Raw genomic sequence first — 16,642 nt, 5'->3', positions numbered from 1 at the left:
AAATGTATATACTCTACAATATTCTTATTTTAATAGTGTTGGTAATTTTTATTGTCCCCTATTACACTTACCGCCTGTTTACAGAAAAAGGCTTCGCTTTGCGCTTTAAGCAGAGTCTGGGCTGTGTAGATGAAAAGGAAATCGCTAAGGTTATCGGCAAGGACTGTGTTTGGATTCATGGTGCGTCCGTAGGTGAAATTGTTGCCACCAGTCCGCTGGTTAAACAAATCCGCAAGGAAATGCCGGAGCGTCCGGTGCTGGTATCTGCCTTTACCGTAGGCGGCTATAACATGGCTAAACAAATTATTCCTGAAGCAGATGCTATCATCTACTTCCCGCTGGATTTACCGTTTGTCGCAGAATCCTTGGTCAAGCGTATTCATCCAGGTGTATTCATGCCGGTAGAAACCGAGCTGTGGCCTAACTTCCTGCGTGCTATCCGCGAACGCCATATTCCCGTAATGATGGTAAATGGCCGTATTTCCGAAAAATCCGTTAAAAACTACAAATATCTTTATGGTATTTGGGATGATATGCTCAATACCGTAACCCGCTTCTGCATGCAGTCCAGCATTGATGCCGACTATATTGCGCATCTTGGTGCTGACCGCAGCAAAATCTTTGTTACCGGCAATACCAAGTTTGACCAGACCTACGCCGAGGTTACGCCGGAGGATTTGGCAAAATATCGCTTTGAGCTTGGCTTGAAGGAGGATTATCCTATTATCGTTGCCGGTTCTACGCATCCGGGTGAAGAAAAGGTACTGCTTGAATCCTTTAAGGCTATCCGTGAAAAATATCCTCATGCGCGTCTGATTATCGCACCGCGTAAAACTGCCAGAGCGGAGGAAATTGCCAAGCTGGCAAGCCATTACGGCTATGAAACAGGCTTCCGTTCCAAAATGCTGGAGGAAAGCGGCGAGCGTAAGGAATATCCTTTGCTGATTATTGATACCATCGGTGAGCTGGGACGTATTTATGCTGTAGGCGATGTTGTTTTCGTCGGCGGCTCCTTCAGCAATACCGGCGGTCACAACGTACTGGAGCCTGCTGCCCATGCCAAACCGATTCTCGTTGGCCCGAGCATGCAGAACTTCAAGGATTCCTATGCACTGTTAAGCAAGGTTAAGGCCTGCAAGATGGTGAACAACAATGATGAGCTGACGAAGGAAATGCTGGACATTTTGGGCAATGATGAGCGTCGTGCGCAGATGGGTGCGGCTTCCTTGCAGGTTATCAAAGAGAACCGCGGTGCGGATGTGCGCAGTATCCGTTATCTCAAGGAGCTGCTTGATTTAACTGCTGTGCCTGCCCGTGAATACAAAAGCTATCCGATTAATACGCGTAACCTGACGGATGAGGGCGGCGGACGCCTGCGTCACGGTGATGCGATTATCCAATATGTTATGCAGGTTGCCTATGGTCCGGAAACTCCGTTCTTCGGCTGGCTGCTGCTGGCAGTTCTGCGTGGCATGTCTTATTTATATGAGTTCGGCGTTTGCTGCAAGCTGTCTATGTATAATTGCGGCCTGCTGCACAGAGAAAAGCTGAACTGCTGCGTTATCTCTATCGGTAATATTACCGTAGGCGGCACCGGTAAAACACCTACTGCCCAGAAGATGGCAGCTATTATCAAGTCTATGGGCTATCGTGTTGTTATCCTGAACCGCGGCTACCGTTCGCACTGGGGCAAGGAGCTGGGCGTAGTTTCCGACGGCAATAAGATTTTCATGACTGCATATGAAGCAGGTGACGAAGCTTACCTGATGGCCAAAACTTTGCCGGGTATTCCGGTAATCATCGGCAAAAACCGTGCCGTTACCGGCCGTTATGCCGTTGAAAAGCTGAATGCCGAGGTTATCATTATGGACGATGGTTATCAGCACTGGCAGCTGGAGCGCGACCTGGATGTCGTCTTGGTAGATACGCTGAATATGTTCGGCAACGGCTGCGTGCTGCCGCGCGGTACTCTGCGTGAGCCGCTCGAAAACCTGAGTCGCGGCGATTTGTTTCTGCTGACAAAAACCGACCAGAGCAGCAAGCTGAGCCGCATTCAGCTGCGTCATACCATTGCCAAATATAATGACAAGGCACCGGTAGTAGAAAGTATTCACCATCCGAAAAATTTTGTGGAAATTGCCGACTGGTACAAGGGTATTTCCGAAAATATCAAGGATCTGGAAGAGCTGCGCGGTAAGGATGTTATGGTCTTTTCCGCAATAGGCAACCCGTCCTCCTTTGAACAGACGCTGTCCAGTATCGGTTTGAATATCATGGAGGCTGTACGCTATCCCGACCATCACGATTACGGTATGCTGGAGATGCAGTACATCAACGAGCGTGCCAGTAGCCTGAAGGCTGTAGCGATGGTTACTACGGCGAAGGATGCTGTTAAGATTCCGACTGAATTTATTTATTCTGCCCGCGAAATTCCTCTGTATATCCTGAACATGGATATCTGCATTACCGAGGGTATGGATAAGTTCAAAGAATATATTGACCATGCCATTAAAAAGGAGCTTGATAAAAAATGAAAGTTTTATGCGTAATTCCCGCACGTTATGCTTCTACCCGTCTTCCGGGCAAACCGCTTTCCCTGATTGCAGGCAAGCCGATGATTCAGCACGTTTATGAGCGTGCCTGTCAGGCTAAGCTGCCGGACGAGGTAGTTGTAGCTACTGATAATGAGCTTGTCAAAAAGGCTGTAGACAGCTTTGGCGGCAAAGCAATGATGACTTCTCCCGACCATCCGAGCGGCACTGACCGTTTGGCCGAGGTAGCGCTGAACTATCCTGATGTTGATGTTATTGTTAACGTACAGGGTGATGAGCCGATGATTCCGCCTGAGGTTATTGACCGTCTGGCTGAATGCTTTACCGGTGACAGCGAGCTGCAGATGGCAACATTGAAGGTTGCTATGGACGAGGAGGATTACAATAATCCTGCTGCCGTAAAGGTTGTAACCGATCTTAACGGCTATGCACTGTATTTCTCCCGCAGCCTGATGCCGTATCCGCGCAATAAGCCTGAAGGCTACAAGGTTTACAAGCATGTAGGTATTTATGCTTACCGCCGCAGCTTCCTGCTGAAATATGCAGCACTGCAGCCGACACCGCTGGAAAGAGCGGAAAGCCTGGAGCAGCTGCGTGCGCTGGAGAATGGTTATAAGATTAAAGTTCTGGAAAGCGATTTCCAGGGCATCGGTGTTGATACCCCCGAGGATTTGGCAGCAGTCAATGAGCTGTTTGCTAAAATGAATAAATAAGCTGGAGGATACTTATGCAAATCGTTAAAGTTGGTAATTATGAAGTAGGTCAGGGCCATCCCCTGATGCTGATGGCTGGTCCCTGCGTGCTTGAAGGCTATGAGCGCAGCCTGATGATTGGTCAGCGCACTAAGGCTATCTGCGACAAGCTGGGCATTCCCTATGTATTTAAGGCTTCCTTTGATAAGGCTAACCGTTCTTCTTATGCTTCTTTCCGCGGACCTGGCATTGAAGAGGGCTTAAAGCTTTTGGCTCAGATTAAAAAGGATCTGGGCGTTCCTGTAGTAACCGATATCCACGAGCCCTGGCAGGCTGATAAGGCTGCCGAGGTTGTAGATATTCTGCAAATCCCGGCTTTCCTGTGCCGTCAGACTGATTTGGTTTATGCAGCTGCCAAAACTGGCAAGACTGTTAATGTAAAAAAAGGCCAGTTCCTCGCACCTTGGGACATGAAAAATGTTATCAAAAAGGTTGAGGAAGCAGGCAATCATAACATTATGCTGACCGAGCGCGGTGCAAGCTTCGGTTACAACACACTGGTAACCGATATGCGCGGTCTGGCTATTATGCGTGAGCTTGGTTATCCCGTAGTTATGGATGCTACTCACAGCGTACAGATTCCTGGCGGACAGGGTACCTCCAGCGGTGGTCAGAGCCAATATGTTCCGCATATGGCACGCGCTGCTGCTGCTGTTGGCATCGATGCTCTTTTCTTAGAGGTGCATGATAATCCGGCAGAAGCATTGAGCGATGGTCCGAACATGGTTAAGCTGGATAATCTGGAAAAATTATTGACCGACGTACTTGCCATTGACAAGATTGTACGTGGCTAAAGGTAGGGTGAGAACATGGAAGCAATGCTAAAGCATGCACAGGATGTTCTGCGCATGGAGGCAGAAGCGATTTTAGAGCTGGTACCGCGTGTAGATGAAAATTTTGCTGCGGCAGTAAAATTGATTTTAGACTGCCAGGGCCGTACTGTTATTACCGGTATGGGCAAATCCGGTCTGATTGGCCGCAAAATGGCAGCAACCTTAGCCAGCACAGGTACACCGTCCTTTTATCTGCATCCTGCAGAGGGCATTCACGGTGATCTGGGCATGGTTACAGAAAGCGATGTTGTTATTGCGCTTTCCAACAGCGGTGAAACCGGTGAGGTTTTGAATATCCTGCCGTCTTTGCGCCGCATTGGTGCTAAGATTATCGCTATGGTTGGCAAGCCTGATTCTACCTTAGGCAAAAATGCTGACGTGGTACTTAATGTTGGTGTCAGCAAGGAGGCCTGTCCGCTTGGTCTTGCACCGACGAGCAGCACGACTGCAGCGCTGGCCTACGGCGATGCGCTGGCCTTGGCGCTGCTTAAAAAGCATAACTTTACGGCAAGCCAGTTTGCTATCTTCCATCCGGGCGGCAGCCTGGGACGCAAGCTGCTTCTGACCGTAGGCAGCATTATGCATAAGGGCGAGGATAATCCGACTGTACTGGCAGATACTAAGGTACAGGATGCCTTGTTCGTTATTACCGATAAAGGCCTCGGTGCCGTATCCGTTGTTGATGCAGACGGCGTTATGCAGGGCGTGCTTACCGACGGTGATATCCGCCGCGGTCTGAGCAAGGGTGTTGATTTCTTGCAGCGTCCTGTTTGCGAGCTGATGACGAAATCTCCGAAAACAATTACCGAAGACAAGCTGGCAGCACAGGCTCTGCATCTTATGGAAAGCAACAAACCGAAACCGATTACCGTATTGCCTGTTATTGACAAAGATAATAAGGTTATCGGCCTGCTGCATATGACCGACCTGGTAAGACAGGGAGTGGTGTAATGAAAAAAATCTTAGAATTTCCCTTTGGCAATAAGCAAAATAGACATGAAGAAATGTTGTCTTTTGATGATGAGATAGAATCTATATTTGATGAAGATGACGAGGATGATGATTTCTGTGAATTCGATGAGTTCATGGAAGAGTTTGCTGATGCAGCACAAGGGATTCGTATGCTGGCTCTTGATGTAGATGGCGTGCTGACTGATGGCACAATTTACATGGGCAATGACGGTGAGCTGTTCAAGGGCTTTAATGCTAAGGATGGCATGGGCATAAGCTATGCTATGCGCAACGGCATAGATGTTTGCATCATCACCGGGCGTAAAAGCGAGATTGTACGCAGAAGGGCTGCGGAATTGGGCATTACCTGCGTACTGGAGGGTGTGCGTGATAAGGCAGCGGCGTTAGAAAAAATAGCTGATTCCTACAAACTTGATTTAGAGGAAATTGCTTATGTAGGTGATGACCTCAATGACCTTGCACCTATGAATATTTGCGGATTGTCCTTTGCTCCGGCCGATGCTGCTGATGCAGTAATTGATATGTGTGACTTTGTATTGATTAATGATGGCGGTAAAGGTGCTGTAAGAGAGGCTGTTGATCTGCTGTTAGATGCACAGGGAAAGTTGGATTCTGTTATTGATTCCTACATTAATTCCGGACAAGGAGATAGACAATAATGTGGCTTTATTATTTATTAAAAACTATGAGTACCGTAATTTCCTGGCTGCCCTATAAGGCAGTTGTGGTTATTGGTAAGGGTATGGGCCACCTCTATCATAAAATTGCCAAGAAGCAGCGTGTGCGTGCTGAGGAAACTATCCGCGAGCGTTTAGGCTATAGTCAGGAGCAGGCCGAGGCTACAATCAAATCGCTGTTTGTAAAGCTTGGCATAACCTTTATGGAAATTATGTATATGCCGGCGCTGAACAAGGACAATATCCGCGGTCTGGTAACCTTTGACCGTCCGGAGGTTCTGTGGGATGCGCTCAAGGAGAAGCATGGCGTTGTTATGCTGGCCTGTCATATGGATAACTGGGAATGGCTGGGCGCGGCGCTGGCGCTGAACGGCTTCCCGCTGAGTGCAGTAGAAAAACCGCAGCCCAATCGTGTGTATAGTGATTTTATGAATGAGCTGCGCAAGGGCGTTGGCCAGGAAATCTTTTCACGCGGTACAAGTGAAATCCTCGGCTGTGCGCGAGCTATGAAGAAAGGACGCATGCTGGGACTGATAGCTGACCAGGATGGCGGTTATGATGGCATTTTCGTTCCTTTTTTGGGCAAGATGGCATCAACGCCTAACGGACCGGCATATTTTTCCCGTAAATTCAAAGCACCCATTGTGCCGATTTTTATAGTACGTAAGCCTGACGGCTATGGCCATAAAGCGATTGTACGCGACCCTATCCATTATGAATTCACCGGCGACCAAAAGCTGGATGATTATAATGTTACCCTGAAAATGACTCAGGAAGTTGAAAAAATCATCAAGGAATATCCTGATAACTGGTTGTGGTTCCAGCATCGCTGGAATACACCATACACCCCACCGGAGGAGGAAAAGCAGCCAGATGAAAAATAAGAAAGTAATTCTGTCAGTATTGGCAGGCATTGTAATTGCCGGTGCAATTATTGCCTGGCTGATGCTGAGCGGCGATAAACCTATAACTGTAAAACCGGGTGATGGTGTTACAGCGCAGATTAATGCTTCCTTAAAAAACAGTATGGTTAAAAGGGAAAAGGATGGCAAAAAGCTGTGGGAGTTTACAGTAGAAGAGGTTGTTAACGATAAGGCTAAAAACACAGCCTATCTGAAGGGCATCAAAGGCAAAGTTTATCGTGCGGACGGCAGCTTTATCGATATTTCTGCCGATAAAGGCAGTGCCGGCATGAAGAGCAATGACTTTTTCCTGGAGGGTAATATTAAGGCTGTACTGAATACCGGCGGCGAGCTTTATGCCGATAAAATAAGCTGGAATCAGGAGAAAGAGCTTATTACGGCAACAGGACATTTTAAAATGCATAAGGATGACTATACCGCAACTGCGGATAGTGCTGTAACTACCAGTGCTTTTAAGCATATTAAGCTTAAGGGCAATGCTAAAGTTGAGAAAGGCGGCGAATAAGATGGCTAATAAAAATAGATTACTGCTGACACTGGCGGCAGCTATGCTGGCTGCAGGTATGACAGCAACTGCTTTTGCTGCTCAGGGAAACTTCAGCGTTAAGGCTGATGAGCTGGAATACGATCTGGGCAGCGGTGAAGCTGTGGCAAAAGGAAATGTTGTATTGATGCAGGATGGCGGCAGAGCTACTGCCGATTACGCCAAATTCAACAGCAAAAGCAAGAGCGGTGTGCTTACCGGCAACGTTATTGCTGACCGCGATGATGCACATATTGTGTGCAATGAGTTTATCGTGCACAATGAAAATGACCTGTCTGCCGTAGGCGGCGCTATGATCACCAAAGCAGGCAAAAGCCTGAGCTCTGACAGAGTTGATTACTACAAGGCACGTCAATTTGCTGAAACTATCGGCGGCTGGGCGCGTCTTACCGACAGCGACGGCAGTGTGTTGAATGCGGCAAGAATTGATTACAATATGGCACAGGGTGTTGCCAATGCTTATGGCGGTGTTGATATCCGTAGCGATGCGCGTAGCCTGACAGCTTCTGCTGACAGCGCTGTCTACAAAACTGATAACAGCGGTTACGTAGAGCTTGTCGGCAATGCCAAAGCAACCCAGAATGGCAACAGCGTTGCCGGCGACAAGCTGCGCCTGACCAACACTAACGTGGCTATTGCTGATGGTAATGTAGATATTATCTATATTCCGGAAAAACAGCCTGCGCTGCCTGGCAAGGAAAAGCAGAGCGCAGATGATAAAGCTTTAGCCTAAGAAGCGGAGGGCAAAGTTTTGGTTATAACAACAGATAATCTGGTAAAAATTTATAATACCCGTCACGTTGTTGACGGAGTAAGCATCAGTGTAGAGCAGGGCAGTGTAGTAGGCCTTTTGGGACCTAACGGCGCCGGCAAGACGACAACCTTCTATATGATTGTCGGCATCGAAAAGCCTGATGCAGGTACCGTGATGCTCGACGGCAAGGATATTTCCGCAATGCCTATGTATCAAAGAGCGCGTGCAGGTATCGGCTATCTGCCGCAGGAGGCTTCTATTTTCAGCAAAATGACGGTAGAAGATAACATCATGGCGATTCTGGAAACAACTAATTTGAATGCATCCGAGCGAGAAGCGAAGATGAACGCTCTGCTGGATGAGTTCCGTCTGAATCATGTACGCAAGAGTGAAGGCAAGGCGCTTTCCGGCGGTGAACGTCGCCGCGTAGAGATTGCTCGTGCGCTGGCTACCGACCCGGCCTTCATTCTGCTGGACGAACCGTTTGCCGGCATTGACCCCATTGCCGTAGCAGATATCCAGGGCATGATTGCGCATTTGGCACAGCGCGGCATCGGTGTGCTGATTACAGACCATAACGTCCGTGAAACACTGAGCATCGTTGATAAGGCCTATATTTTGGCTGAAGGTCATATTTTACTGCACGGTGACAGCGAAACAATCGCTAATGACCCCGTTGCGCGTAAATATTATCTTGGCGATAACTTTAGCATGTAACAGGAGGAAGAAAAGTGCGCTTACGATTATTAGACCGTTATGTACTGAAGGAGCTTTTATACCCCTTCGTTTTCGGCATCGCTGCTTTCTCCAGTATTTTTATTGCCAGCACGATGCTGTTTAAAATTACGCAATACATGACTAAATACGGTGCTCCGCTGGAGACTGTAGCACGTTTATTTATGTATAATCTGCCGGAGATCATCAACTACACCTTCCCGATGTCTATGCTGTTGGCGGCGCTGATGGCCTTTGGCAAGCTTTCCGGTTCCAGTGAGATTACGGCAATGAAGGCCGGTGGTATCAGCTACTACCGTATTGTTGCACCTGTGCTGGTGGTAGGTTTTATTGTCAGCATGTTCTCTGTAATTTGGGCAGAAAAGGTAGTGCCTACGTCGAAGGCGACGGCGTCACGGATCCTTAACGAGGAAATACGCCATAATACGCGTCCGACAACGCAGGACCATATTATTATCAAAACTATCAGCGGTGATACCCAGCGTGTAACATACGCTAACAGATTTGATGAAAAGCTTGGCAAGATGACCGATATCACTATTGAAGAGTTCAATAAGGGCAAGATTTCCCGCATTCAGACTGCTAAGGAAGGCTACTGGGAAAATGGGAGCTGGCGTATTGTAGATGGCAACGTGTTTGCGTTGGACGATAAGGACGGCGTACAAAGCAGTGCCAAATTCAAGGAACAGATTATTCCTTTGAATTTCTCGCCGAAGCAGATTTCCTGGGAGCAAAAGGAGCCTGAGGAAATGACTATCCGCGAATTACGCGAATACATCAGTATGCTGGAATCCCAGCATTCCTCGGCTGCACGTCAATGGTGTGAAATATTTATGAGAATTAATATTCCGCTGGCAAGCTTCTTCTTTGCTATGATTGGCGCCTGCCTTGGTACTCAAAAGCAGCGTACCAGCTCTTCTATTGGCCTTGGCATCAGTATTATCGTAATATTTATCTATTACGCAGTAATGACCTTTACTACCGGATTGGGCAAGGGTGGTGCAATGCCGCCGCTGCTGGCCTGTATGCTGCCTAATATTCTTTGCTTAGGCGCAGGTCTTTATCTGATGAAAAAGAAAAATGCCTAAATAATTTAGATGAGTGAGTCATGGAGGTGAGTACTTGGTAGGTATAAGATTAATTATCATTATGGCCGTTGTAGGTGGCCTGATTGCCTATCTTGCCGATAAAATGGGCAGTAAAATAGGCAAGAAGAGAATGTCGGTATTTGGCCTGCGTCCAAAGCATACGTCAATATTACTTACAGTACTCGGCGGTACCATTATTGCTGTTCTGACTATCAGTGTTATGGCAATAGCATCACAGAGTGCGCGTACAGCCTTGTTTGGCATGGAAAAAATTCAGCAGGAGCTGCTGCTTTTAAACAAAGAAAAGGCAGATACGAATGCTGCACTTGAGCAGGCCAAAGGCAAGGTTGATGAGCAGAATAAAAAAATCAGTGAGCTTGATGCTAAAATCAAAGAAGCAGTTGCCGAAAATGATGCGATGGAAATCAAGCTGGCCCAGGTTAATGACATGTACAGCCAGGCACAGAATGAGGTAAATTCTCTTACACATTCCAAGCTGCAGCTGACGAATGAAATTGACGAGCTGGAAAAAACCACCGAGGCTTTGCGTAAGGGTATCATCAATATGCGTGAAGGCCAGGTATATTACCGCGCCGGTGAGGTTGTCTTTGCCGGTATTATGCGCGGTGGTCTGAAGCATGAGGAAAACATGATTCAGATGAACTGGCTGTTGCAAAATGCAAATGAAGCAGCATTGCAGCGCTTGGGTGTTATCCACGATGAGCAAAAGCCTCTGCAGGCTATCTGGATTGGCAAAAATGTTGTCGATAATGCTGTAGCAAGGCTGGATAAAAGCAAGGGTAATATGCTGTTCCGTATCCGTGCCGTTGCCAATATCATAGTTGGCGAGCTGGCAGTATGCGATATTGAAATGGTAGATAATCAGTTCATTTATCCTGACGGAACCTTGATTTTCAGTGAGCAGTATAATCTTGGTAATAACGGCCCGAGCTATGAAAGCGTGCTTATGGAATTCTTGACGCAGATTAACCATAATGCGGTAAAGGCCGGTGTGCTGCCTGATCCGATGACGGGTAAGGTTGGCAGTATGGATGCTGCTACTATGATTGAAGCAGCTAATTCAATGCGTCGCACCAGAGGCAGCTTTATTCTGCGTGCTTATGCTAAAGGCGATATTACTACAGCCGGACCTGTAAGGGTAAGGCTGGAGGTGATTCCTGTCAATGAGTAGTTATCTTGGCGTAGATCCGGGGCGCAGCAAAACAGGCTTGGCATTAGTTGCCGCTGATGGCAAAATCCTGGCTTTGCATATCGCTATGACGGATAATCTTGCTGCAGAGCTGCAACGGTTTGTCGGTTCAGCTAAGCTGCAGGGAATTATTATGGGCAACGGCACAAATAATAAGGCTATAGGCGCAGTTTTGCGTGAGCTTTATCCGGATTTGCTACCGGAGCTTGTCGGTGAAGCGTACAGTACGGAGGAAGCTCGTAGCCTGTATTGGCAGGAAAATCCTCCTAAGGGCTGGCGCAGGCTGGTGCCGTTAGGTCTTTTGGTGCCGCCGGAGCCGCTTGATGCATATGCTGCTGTTGTGCAGGTACGCAGATGGTTAAAGAAAAACGAGGAAATGGATTAATGAATAAGCTTGGCGATTTAAGTTGTAACGAATTTTTAACTGAGCTTGCAAGCGCCGCGCCCGCCCCTGGCGGTGGCGGCGGCGCTGCTATGGCCGGCGCATTGGCGGCAGCACTTGCTTCCATGGTTGCTAATCTGACAATTGGCAAGGAAAAGTTCGCTGACCGCGAGCCGGAGATTAAAGAGCTGCTGCAGCAGGCAGAGGCAGAGCGTATGCGTCTTTTGGAGCTGGTAGATGAGGATGCAGCTGTTTTCAACAGCTTTATGAGCTGCTATAAGCTGCCCAAGACTACCGACGAAGAAAAGGCAGCACGTACAGCGGCAATCCGCGCTGCTGCAAAGCAGGCGGCAACCGTACCGCTGAACATTGCCCGCAGCTCCTTTGCTGTATTGCAGCTTGCGGACAGGCTTGTAGTGGCAGGAAACCCTGGCGTTATTACAGATGGTGCTTGCAGCGGCCTGCTGGCGCGTGCAGCGCTGCGCTGTGCGGAGTACAATGTGCGTATCAACCTGGGACTGACTAAGGACGAGGAATGGAATGCGCAGGTTGCAGCAGAACTGGTCCAGCTTTTGGCAGATGCCGAAGCGTTGGAAACTCGTTTGCTTGCAGTAACGGATAAAGCGTTGCAATAAGGCTTTATTGCTTGGTGCGGTAGAAGTACTTGACGTAAGCGTGTTTTTAAAGTATAATAAAATTCTGATGGAAAGGTGGCCGAGTGGTTGAAGGCTCTAGTCTTGAAAACTAGCGAGGGGGCAACTCCTCCGTGGGTTCGAATCCCACCCTTTCCGCCATTAAAAAATTATAATAGGGTCTTGCAATTTAGATAAGAATCTGTTATAATAAACAAGTAGTCTAATGGAGTGGTACTCAAGCTGGCTGAAGAGGACGGTTTGCTAAATCGTTAGACGGTTTACCCCGTGCGTGGGTTCGAATCCCACCCACTCCGCCAACTATGGCAATCGGCTCTCGGAGAAATCCGAGAGCTTTTTTGTGTCTTAAATTTGTTTCTCATTTTTCCTTATGCGGTCTATATGTTTTGCCTTGCTTGCCCATTTTGGAAGCACAGCGATTGCAGCAGTAGCGTTTATCCGCCCGCTTACCACTGATGAGAAAATAATTGCTGCATTCTGGATTGGCACAGCGGTGGTATTCGCCTGGATTGAGCAGCAGCTGATACAAATCAAGATAAATTGCCTGCATAAGATAGCTGCATTGCCAAAGACTGGTAAATTTTTCTTGCGCCAGGTCCATTTGCGGTCTGGCGGTATAGATATTATCGTTGATGATGTCGAGCAGGACGCGTCTGGCAAAAGCGTGGTCAAGGCTTATGCCTGGAACATCTTCAGCGAGAATTATAGCAGTAAGCTGTTTCTTCGTCAGCAGGTCCATGTCATAATCATCAAGCGTGTGCAGCATATGCTTGTCTACAATTGCGAGAAAGTTTTGCAGCTGGCAGGCGTAGTCAGCATCTGTTTTACGGATATTCTTGAGCAGCTGCGTGTGCGAAATGCGCTTGCGTGTAGCAAAGTATTCTGCGGTCCTGAGAGTAGGTGCTTCGATGCGCGGCAGCAGGTAGTGAATGCCACGCGCGCTGTAATGCAGCAGGTAGGCAAGTGCATAGATAACGCCTGCCTGCGTCCCCTCGTGTCGGAAGAGATAGCTTTGGACAATAAGCAGGCTACGGACGATTTTGACGCAGCGGGCAAAAAGACGCAGGCTCATAATATCCATTTCGTCTACCTCGAACAGGGTATAATTCAGGGTAACTTCGGCGTCATTGGTGGCATAGTCTTTTTCTGCAAGGATATCTCCTATAAAAAGGGTAGTGTCGATAAAGCTGAAATCGTTGACGAGCACAGAATGATTTTCGTCATCAAGGTGTGCACGTTTCTCAAGGCAGCGCTGCGAAGAATAGGGCAGGCCATAGGCATTGCAGAAGGCAAGCACCTGCTTTTTATCGTTTTCGTCAATATTGGCGAAGGCAATGGCCAGGGAAGGGGCTGATGCGTCTTTCTCGCTTTGTGAAGCGATGGTTTGCGTATGCAAGGGGCCTTGGGCGCAGATAAAGTCGTCCTGACCGTTAAAAAAGCGGCGAATCTGATAATTGCCGCAGATATTATTGGTGAAGAATTTGGGAATCACTGGCGCTGGAAAGGCGCGTTGCATAGTCGTCATGGATATCACCTCGCAAAAATATAAAAGCTTACTTTGCTAGCAGATGCTGACACTTTGTCGGCATCTGCTTTTTCGTCATTATAATATTACAAAAAAGAAATTTTATCATGGTGTTATTGTTTCTGGCTTCATCTTATACTAAAAGCAGGCGGTGGTCAAGTAAGCTTGCGGATTTTATGTCAAATATATTCCATATATATAAAATCTAAAGCACCGCAAGAGCCATCTTTTTACTGCATAATAGAAGGGAAGAGATAAGAAGTGATGCGTTTTGTTTGAAGAAAAATATAAAACTATTGGCTTGAATATTATGTATTATCGCAGAGCATTGAGTATGACGCAGAGCGAACTGGCGGAGAAAGCCCAAATGTCAAGGGCGCGCGTCTCGGATATCGAATGTGGTAAGGGTCCGTTTAATATGGAGTCTATATTTTTGTTGGCGCAGGCCCTGGGGGTTGATCCGATGCGGCTTATGCAGGAGAGAGAGTAAGAAGCAGCGGCAATAAAAAATATTAGAGGGAGGCAGATATTATGTCAAAGTATTGTATTAAGTGTGGAGCCGAAATTGACGACCAGGGAAGGTTTTGTCCGGTGTGCGGGACAGATCAGTTACCAAAGATTGAGCCGACAAATGTTATTTGCCCTAAGTGCGGTACAACTTATCCTATTGGTGTCAAATTTTGCACAAAATGTGGTTTTCAGTTGGGAAAAGCTCATAGCAATGATAATCCCAAGGATTTTAAAGAAATCTTCAGCAGACTTTTTGGTAATAATCCCGAACGTAAACCTGCATTGAATAAAGAAATTTTTAAAGAGCAGTTTTTGAGTTTTGAGGGACGCATCAATAGATTGGATTATTTCCTCAAGAGCATGAGTAGTTGTTTGGTGTTTTTTATTATCGCCTGCATCATCGACGAGTTTGTAGATGATTACTATATGGAAGCAATTGATTATCTGGCTTGCTTCATAGGCTTAATAGCTTTTACTCTTTTGGTTTGGATAAATAGTGCTATATCGGTTCGTCGCTTGCACGATTTGGACAAAGATGGCTTATTAGTATTATTAACCTTTGTGCCACTTCTCAATGGCTTTTTTGAGTTGTATTTACTGTTTGCGCCTGGTACGGTAGGTGATAATCGCTACGGAGCAGATCCTTTGCAATAGTACTTTTTTTATAAAACATTTAATTGGAAAAGTTATATAGGGAGGTCATAGTGTGAAAAAGCTGTTTTTTTATGCAATGCTTATCTTAACAGTGGTGCTTACCGGTTGTGGTAAGTCAGAAGAGCAAAAAATACATTCCATGTATCTTAACAACAGTACGAAGGTTGCTGAGATGGAAACAGAGCAGGCTCAGGCCATGCTGGAAAATCGCAATATTGATAAACAAAAAATGCTCAAGCAGATTAAGAGTTTAATTGAAGAAAATGAAAAGAATATCGCCAAGCTGAGTGATGAAAAATATGATGAAGCGAAGGCCAATGAGAGCGTTAGGGATTTCAACAAGAAAATGATGGAAAGCAAGGATAATGGTCCTTCTAAAAAGGATGGAGAGAAAGCCATCAAACGCTACCAAATAGCTAATTACGCTAAAAGCGTGAAGAATTATCTGCAGGCTTAAAATGTTTATCTTAAAAGAGTCTGCTCTAATATGGAAAAATATTCTGGCAATAGTGGACTAATGGAAATGGAAGCCTTTGAAAAGGTAGAATTCCAAAATGCTGTTTTGCAGCACGATTTAAACTGGTATGGCATGGCTAATGATGGTGAATTTCATAAGGGAGCCGCTTATTTAGATTGCAGTGGCGCTTCTTATCGAGTTCAACAAATTGGCGATAGCAAGCTAGGCTTTGCCGTGCTTGAACGACGCAAGCTTGATGATTGGGTTTATAGTGTAACGATAGCTTTTACTAATATGAGCAAAAATGAAACAATAGACCTTGATAAGCTTTCTGTTAACCTGAGAATTGGCAATGACTTGCTAACGCCTAAAAAATTTAATGTTATTACTTTTGGCGATCGTAATGATTTAAAAGGCTTCAAATTGAATTCTAAGCAAGTTTTGACAGTAGAGTGCCAATATTTCTTAGAGAGTAAATACAAGGACTTTAATTTACATTGGACTCAGTTAGAATTAGATAATGGTAAAGGCAATCTGCTCATCAATACAGGTGCCTATAAATATAATGTGCAAGGCATTTTAAACATGCAGCAGGAAGAGAATAATAGTAAAGCAACTACATACAACAATAACAATGCAAATAGCAATGTGAATAGCAGTGTGAATAGCAGTGGACCGAAGTATAATTTATTTCATCCGCAAGCGTTTTTGAATGGCGATAAATATATACCGGAAGTATTCCAACGACAGGGAGCACATCGTTATGTTGATTGTCGCAGTACAAAAATTTTGTCGCGCAATAATGGTCAAACGATTGTGCAATATGACATGATTGTAACAAGCAGCACTGGGCAGCAAAGTCGACAGCAATGTATTGTAGGTCTGCTTACTGGTAAAGGCTATCTTGTTCAATATCAGGCTGATGATGGTTCGTGGCATCCTATGGACAGGACAACTGCTTCGCTGGCCGGGTATAACGCTGGTTTGGTATTGATTGATTATTTACAGCTATAAGGTAACAGGCAGGGCTGCGTTTTGCAGTCCTGCTAAAAATTTATTTAATATGTTGAACTTTAAATATATTCATGCTCATATGGCAAATGGGTGATTTGACGTGAGTTTGAAAAAAATGCACCATAACTTATTATCAAAATCATGGCGGAAATATAAATTACGTAAGCACCTTGCCAAGCTTAATAGGTAAAGCGCAAGAAATTAAACTATATGTAAAATTGTGAAAAAATTGTGCAAAGATATGAAATTGATAATGTGCGATAATATAGTGGGAAAGGGAGCTAATGCTAATTATTTGCACCGAGATATAAGAAAATAGGCACTAAGATGCCTTACTTGCAGGCAATTGAAGAGTTTGATACAGGAATAGGTTGCCAAGAAGCTGAGGATTACGATGAGTGAACTAA

18 protein-coding genes and 2 tRNA genes are annotated in these 16,642 nt (G+C 46.1%); 19 read left to right on the top strand and 1 reads right to left on the bottom strand.

The genetic code is table 11. The features are described 5' to 3' along the window. Nucleotides 1-2: 2 nt before the first annotated feature. The 15 genes from lpxK (at nucleotide 3) to RDW05_RS04490 (ending at nucleotide 12,374) form a co-directional block, all read left to right on the top strand. Nucleotides 3-2,534 carry a tetraacyldisaccharide 4'-kinase gene (gene lpxK / locus RDW05_RS04560; RefSeq protein WP_307978004.1) on the top strand — a complete coding sequence of 844 codons (2,532 nt, stop codon included), beginning with the start codon at nucleotides 3-5 and terminating at the stop codon, nucleotides 2,532-2,534. After that, nucleotides 2,531-3,265, top strand: a complete 735-nt coding sequence (gene kdsB / locus RDW05_RS04555; RefSeq protein WP_298884382.1) for a 3-deoxy-manno-octulosonate cytidylyltransferase — start codon at nucleotides 2,531-2,533, stop codon at nucleotides 3,263-3,265. Before lpxK ends, kdsB begins: the two co-directional genes overlap by 4 nt. Nucleotides 3,266-3,279: 14 nt before the next feature. Further along, a complete protein-coding gene (gene kdsA, locus RDW05_RS04550) occupies nucleotides 3,280-4,098 on the top strand; it encodes a 3-deoxy-8-phosphooctulonate synthase (RefSeq protein WP_021720673.1) in 819 nt (272 codons plus the stop codon). Between the two features lie 15 nt (nucleotides 4,099-4,113). Further along, nucleotides 4,114-5,088: an SIS domain-containing protein gene (locus tag RDW05_RS04545; protein ID WP_293829057.1), complete on the top strand. Its 975-nt coding sequence runs from the start codon at nucleotides 4,114-4,116 to the stop codon at nucleotides 5,086-5,088. Nucleotides 5,089-5,222: 134 nt separating this feature from the next. Next, complete coding sequence (locus RDW05_RS04540; protein ID WP_374111010.1) at nucleotides 5,223-5,768, top strand: KdsC family phosphatase; 546 nt, start codon at nucleotides 5,223-5,225, stop codon at nucleotides 5,766-5,768. Further along, nucleotides 5,768-6,670, top strand: coding sequence for a lysophospholipid acyltransferase family protein (locus RDW05_RS04535; RefSeq protein WP_210685021.1), 903 nt, complete (start codon nucleotides 5,768-5,770; stop codon nucleotides 6,668-6,670). The genes RDW05_RS04540 and RDW05_RS04535 overlap by 1 nt, the downstream gene beginning before the upstream one ends. After that, on the top strand, nucleotides 6,660-7,214 hold the full coding sequence (lptC, locus tag RDW05_RS04530) for an LPS export ABC transporter periplasmic protein LptC (RefSeq protein ID WP_298884368.1): 555 nt from the start codon (nucleotides 6,660-6,662) through the stop codon (nucleotides 7,212-7,214). The genes RDW05_RS04535 and lptC overlap by 11 nt, the downstream gene beginning before the upstream one ends. A gap of 1 nt (nucleotide 7,215) precedes the next feature. Further along, complete coding sequence (locus RDW05_RS04525; protein WP_307978002.1) at nucleotides 7,216-7,986, top strand: LptA/OstA family protein; 771 nt, start codon at nucleotides 7,216-7,218, stop codon at nucleotides 7,984-7,986. Between the two features lie 18 nt (nucleotides 7,987-8,004). Continuing rightward, a complete protein-coding gene (gene lptB / locus RDW05_RS04520; protein ID WP_307978001.1) occupies nucleotides 8,005-8,724 on the top strand; it encodes an LPS export ABC transporter ATP-binding protein in 720 nt (239 codons plus the stop codon). A gap of 14 nt (nucleotides 8,725-8,738) precedes the next feature. Then, nucleotides 8,739-9,830 carry an LptF/LptG family permease gene (locus RDW05_RS04515; protein ID WP_298884359.1) on the top strand — a complete coding sequence of 364 codons (1,092 nt, stop codon included), beginning with the start codon at nucleotides 8,739-8,741 and terminating at the stop codon, nucleotides 9,828-9,830. 34 nt (nucleotides 9,831-9,864) lie between these two features. After that, nucleotides 9,865-11,022, top strand: coding sequence for a DUF3084 domain-containing protein (locus RDW05_RS04510; protein ID WP_307978000.1), 1,158 nt, complete (start codon nucleotides 9,865-9,867; stop codon nucleotides 11,020-11,022). After that, nucleotides 11,015-11,425, top strand: a complete 411-nt coding sequence (locus RDW05_RS04505; protein WP_307977999.1) for a pre-16S rRNA-processing nuclease YqgF — start codon at nucleotides 11,015-11,017, stop codon at nucleotides 11,423-11,425. Before RDW05_RS04510 ends, RDW05_RS04505 begins: the two co-directional genes overlap by 8 nt. Continuing rightward, a complete protein-coding gene (locus tag RDW05_RS04500) occupies nucleotides 11,425-12,057 on the top strand; it encodes a cyclodeaminase/cyclohydrolase family protein (protein ID WP_307977998.1) in 633 nt (210 codons plus the stop codon). The genes RDW05_RS04505 and RDW05_RS04500 overlap by 1 nt, the downstream gene beginning before the upstream one ends. A gap of 69 nt (nucleotides 12,058-12,126) precedes the next feature. After that, nucleotides 12,127-12,216 (top strand) — tRNA-Ser (locus tag RDW05_RS04495). Nucleotides 12,217-12,282: 66 nt separating this feature from the next. Further along, nucleotides 12,283-12,374: transfer RNA gene (locus RDW05_RS04490), tRNA-Ser, on the top strand. A gap of 59 nt (nucleotides 12,375-12,433) precedes the next feature. Here RDW05_RS04490 and RDW05_RS04485 read toward each other — a convergent pair. Continuing rightward, nucleotides 12,434-13,600, bottom strand: a complete 1,167-nt coding sequence (locus tag RDW05_RS04485) for a hypothetical protein (protein WP_307977997.1) — start codon at nucleotides 13,598-13,600, stop codon at nucleotides 12,434-12,436. Between the two features lie 271 nt (nucleotides 13,601-13,871). On the opposite strand from RDW05_RS04485, the gene RDW05_RS04480 reads away from it, so the two are divergent. From RDW05_RS04480 to RDW05_RS04465, 4 genes are read left to right on the top strand one after another with little or no spacing between them, the layout of a single operon-like run. Beyond that, on the top strand, nucleotides 13,872-14,090 hold the full coding sequence (locus tag RDW05_RS04480) for a helix-turn-helix transcriptional regulator (protein ID WP_307977996.1): 219 nt from the start codon (nucleotides 13,872-13,874) through the stop codon (nucleotides 14,088-14,090). A gap of 41 nt (nucleotides 14,091-14,131) precedes the next feature. Further along, the gene (locus RDW05_RS04475; RefSeq protein WP_021720659.1) at nucleotides 14,132-14,764 is read left to right on the top strand and encodes a zinc-ribbon domain-containing protein; all 633 of its coding nucleotides are present in this window, start codon (nucleotides 14,132-14,134) and stop codon (nucleotides 14,762-14,764) included. Nucleotides 14,765-14,816: 52 nt separating this feature from the next. Then, nucleotides 14,817-15,221: a hypothetical protein gene (locus RDW05_RS04470; protein ID WP_307977995.1), complete on the top strand. Its 405-nt coding sequence runs from the start codon at nucleotides 14,817-14,819 to the stop codon at nucleotides 15,219-15,221. A 30-nt stretch (nucleotides 15,222-15,251) separates the two neighbouring features. Continuing rightward, nucleotides 15,252-16,235, top strand: a complete 984-nt coding sequence (locus RDW05_RS04465; protein WP_307977994.1) for a hypothetical protein — start codon at nucleotides 15,252-15,254, stop codon at nucleotides 16,233-16,235. Nucleotides 16,236-16,642: the final 407 nt, after the last annotated feature.

Origin of the sequence: uncultured Phascolarctobacterium sp. (genome assembly GCF_902463975.1) — a bacterium.
Classification (GTDB): Bacteria; Bacillota; Negativicutes; order Acidaminococcales; family Acidaminococcaceae; genus Phascolarctobacterium_A.
Note: the sequence above shows the minus strand (reverse complement) of the source record. Positions and strands in the feature narration are given on the sequence as shown.

What these genes read in the sequence shown, in the direction of transcription:
- lpxK (WP_307978004.1), top strand. Translation starts at nt 3, where the DNA reads ATGTATATACTCTACAATATTCTTATTTTAATAGTGTTGGTAATTTTT.
- kdsB (WP_298884382.1), top strand. Translation starts at nt 2,531, where the DNA reads ATGAAAGTTTTATGCGTAATTCCCGCACGTTATGCTTCTACCCGTCTT.
- kdsA (WP_021720673.1), top strand. Translation starts at nt 3,280, where the DNA reads ATGCAAATCGTTAAAGTTGGTAATTATGAAGTAGGTCAGGGCCATCCC.
- RDW05_RS04545 (WP_293829057.1), top strand. Translation starts at nt 4,114, where the DNA reads ATGGAAGCAATGCTAAAGCATGCACAGGATGTTCTGCGCATGGAGGCA.
- RDW05_RS04540 (WP_374111010.1), top strand. Translation starts at nt 5,223, where the DNA reads ATGGAAGAGTTTGCTGATGCAGCACAAGGGATTCGTATGCTGGCTCTT.
- RDW05_RS04535 (WP_210685021.1), top strand. Translation starts at nt 5,768, where the DNA reads ATGTGGCTTTATTATTTATTAAAAACTATGAGTACCGTAATTTCCTGG.
- lptC (WP_298884368.1), top strand. Translation starts at nt 6,660, where the DNA reads ATGAAAAATAAGAAAGTAATTCTGTCAGTATTGGCAGGCATTGTAATT.
- RDW05_RS04525 (WP_307978002.1), top strand. Translation starts at nt 7,216, where the DNA reads ATGGCTAATAAAAATAGATTACTGCTGACACTGGCGGCAGCTATGCTG.
- RDW05_RS04505 (WP_307977999.1), top strand. Translation starts at nt 11,015, where the DNA reads ATGAGTAGTTATCTTGGCGTAGATCCGGGGCGCAGCAAAACAGGCTTG.
- RDW05_RS04500 (WP_307977998.1), top strand. Translation starts at nt 11,425, where the DNA reads ATGAATAAGCTTGGCGATTTAAGTTGTAACGAATTTTTAACTGAGCTT.
- RDW05_RS04485 (WP_307977997.1), bottom strand. Translation starts at nt 13,600, where the DNA reads ATGACGACTATGCAACGCGCCTTTCCAGCGCCAGTGATTCCCAAATTC.
- RDW05_RS04475 (WP_021720659.1), top strand. Translation starts at nt 14,132, where the DNA reads ATGTCAAAGTATTGTATTAAGTGTGGAGCCGAAATTGACGACCAGGGA.
- RDW05_RS04465 (WP_307977994.1), top strand. Translation starts at nt 15,252, where the DNA reads ATGGAAAAATATTCTGGCAATAGTGGACTAATGGAAATGGAAGCCTTT.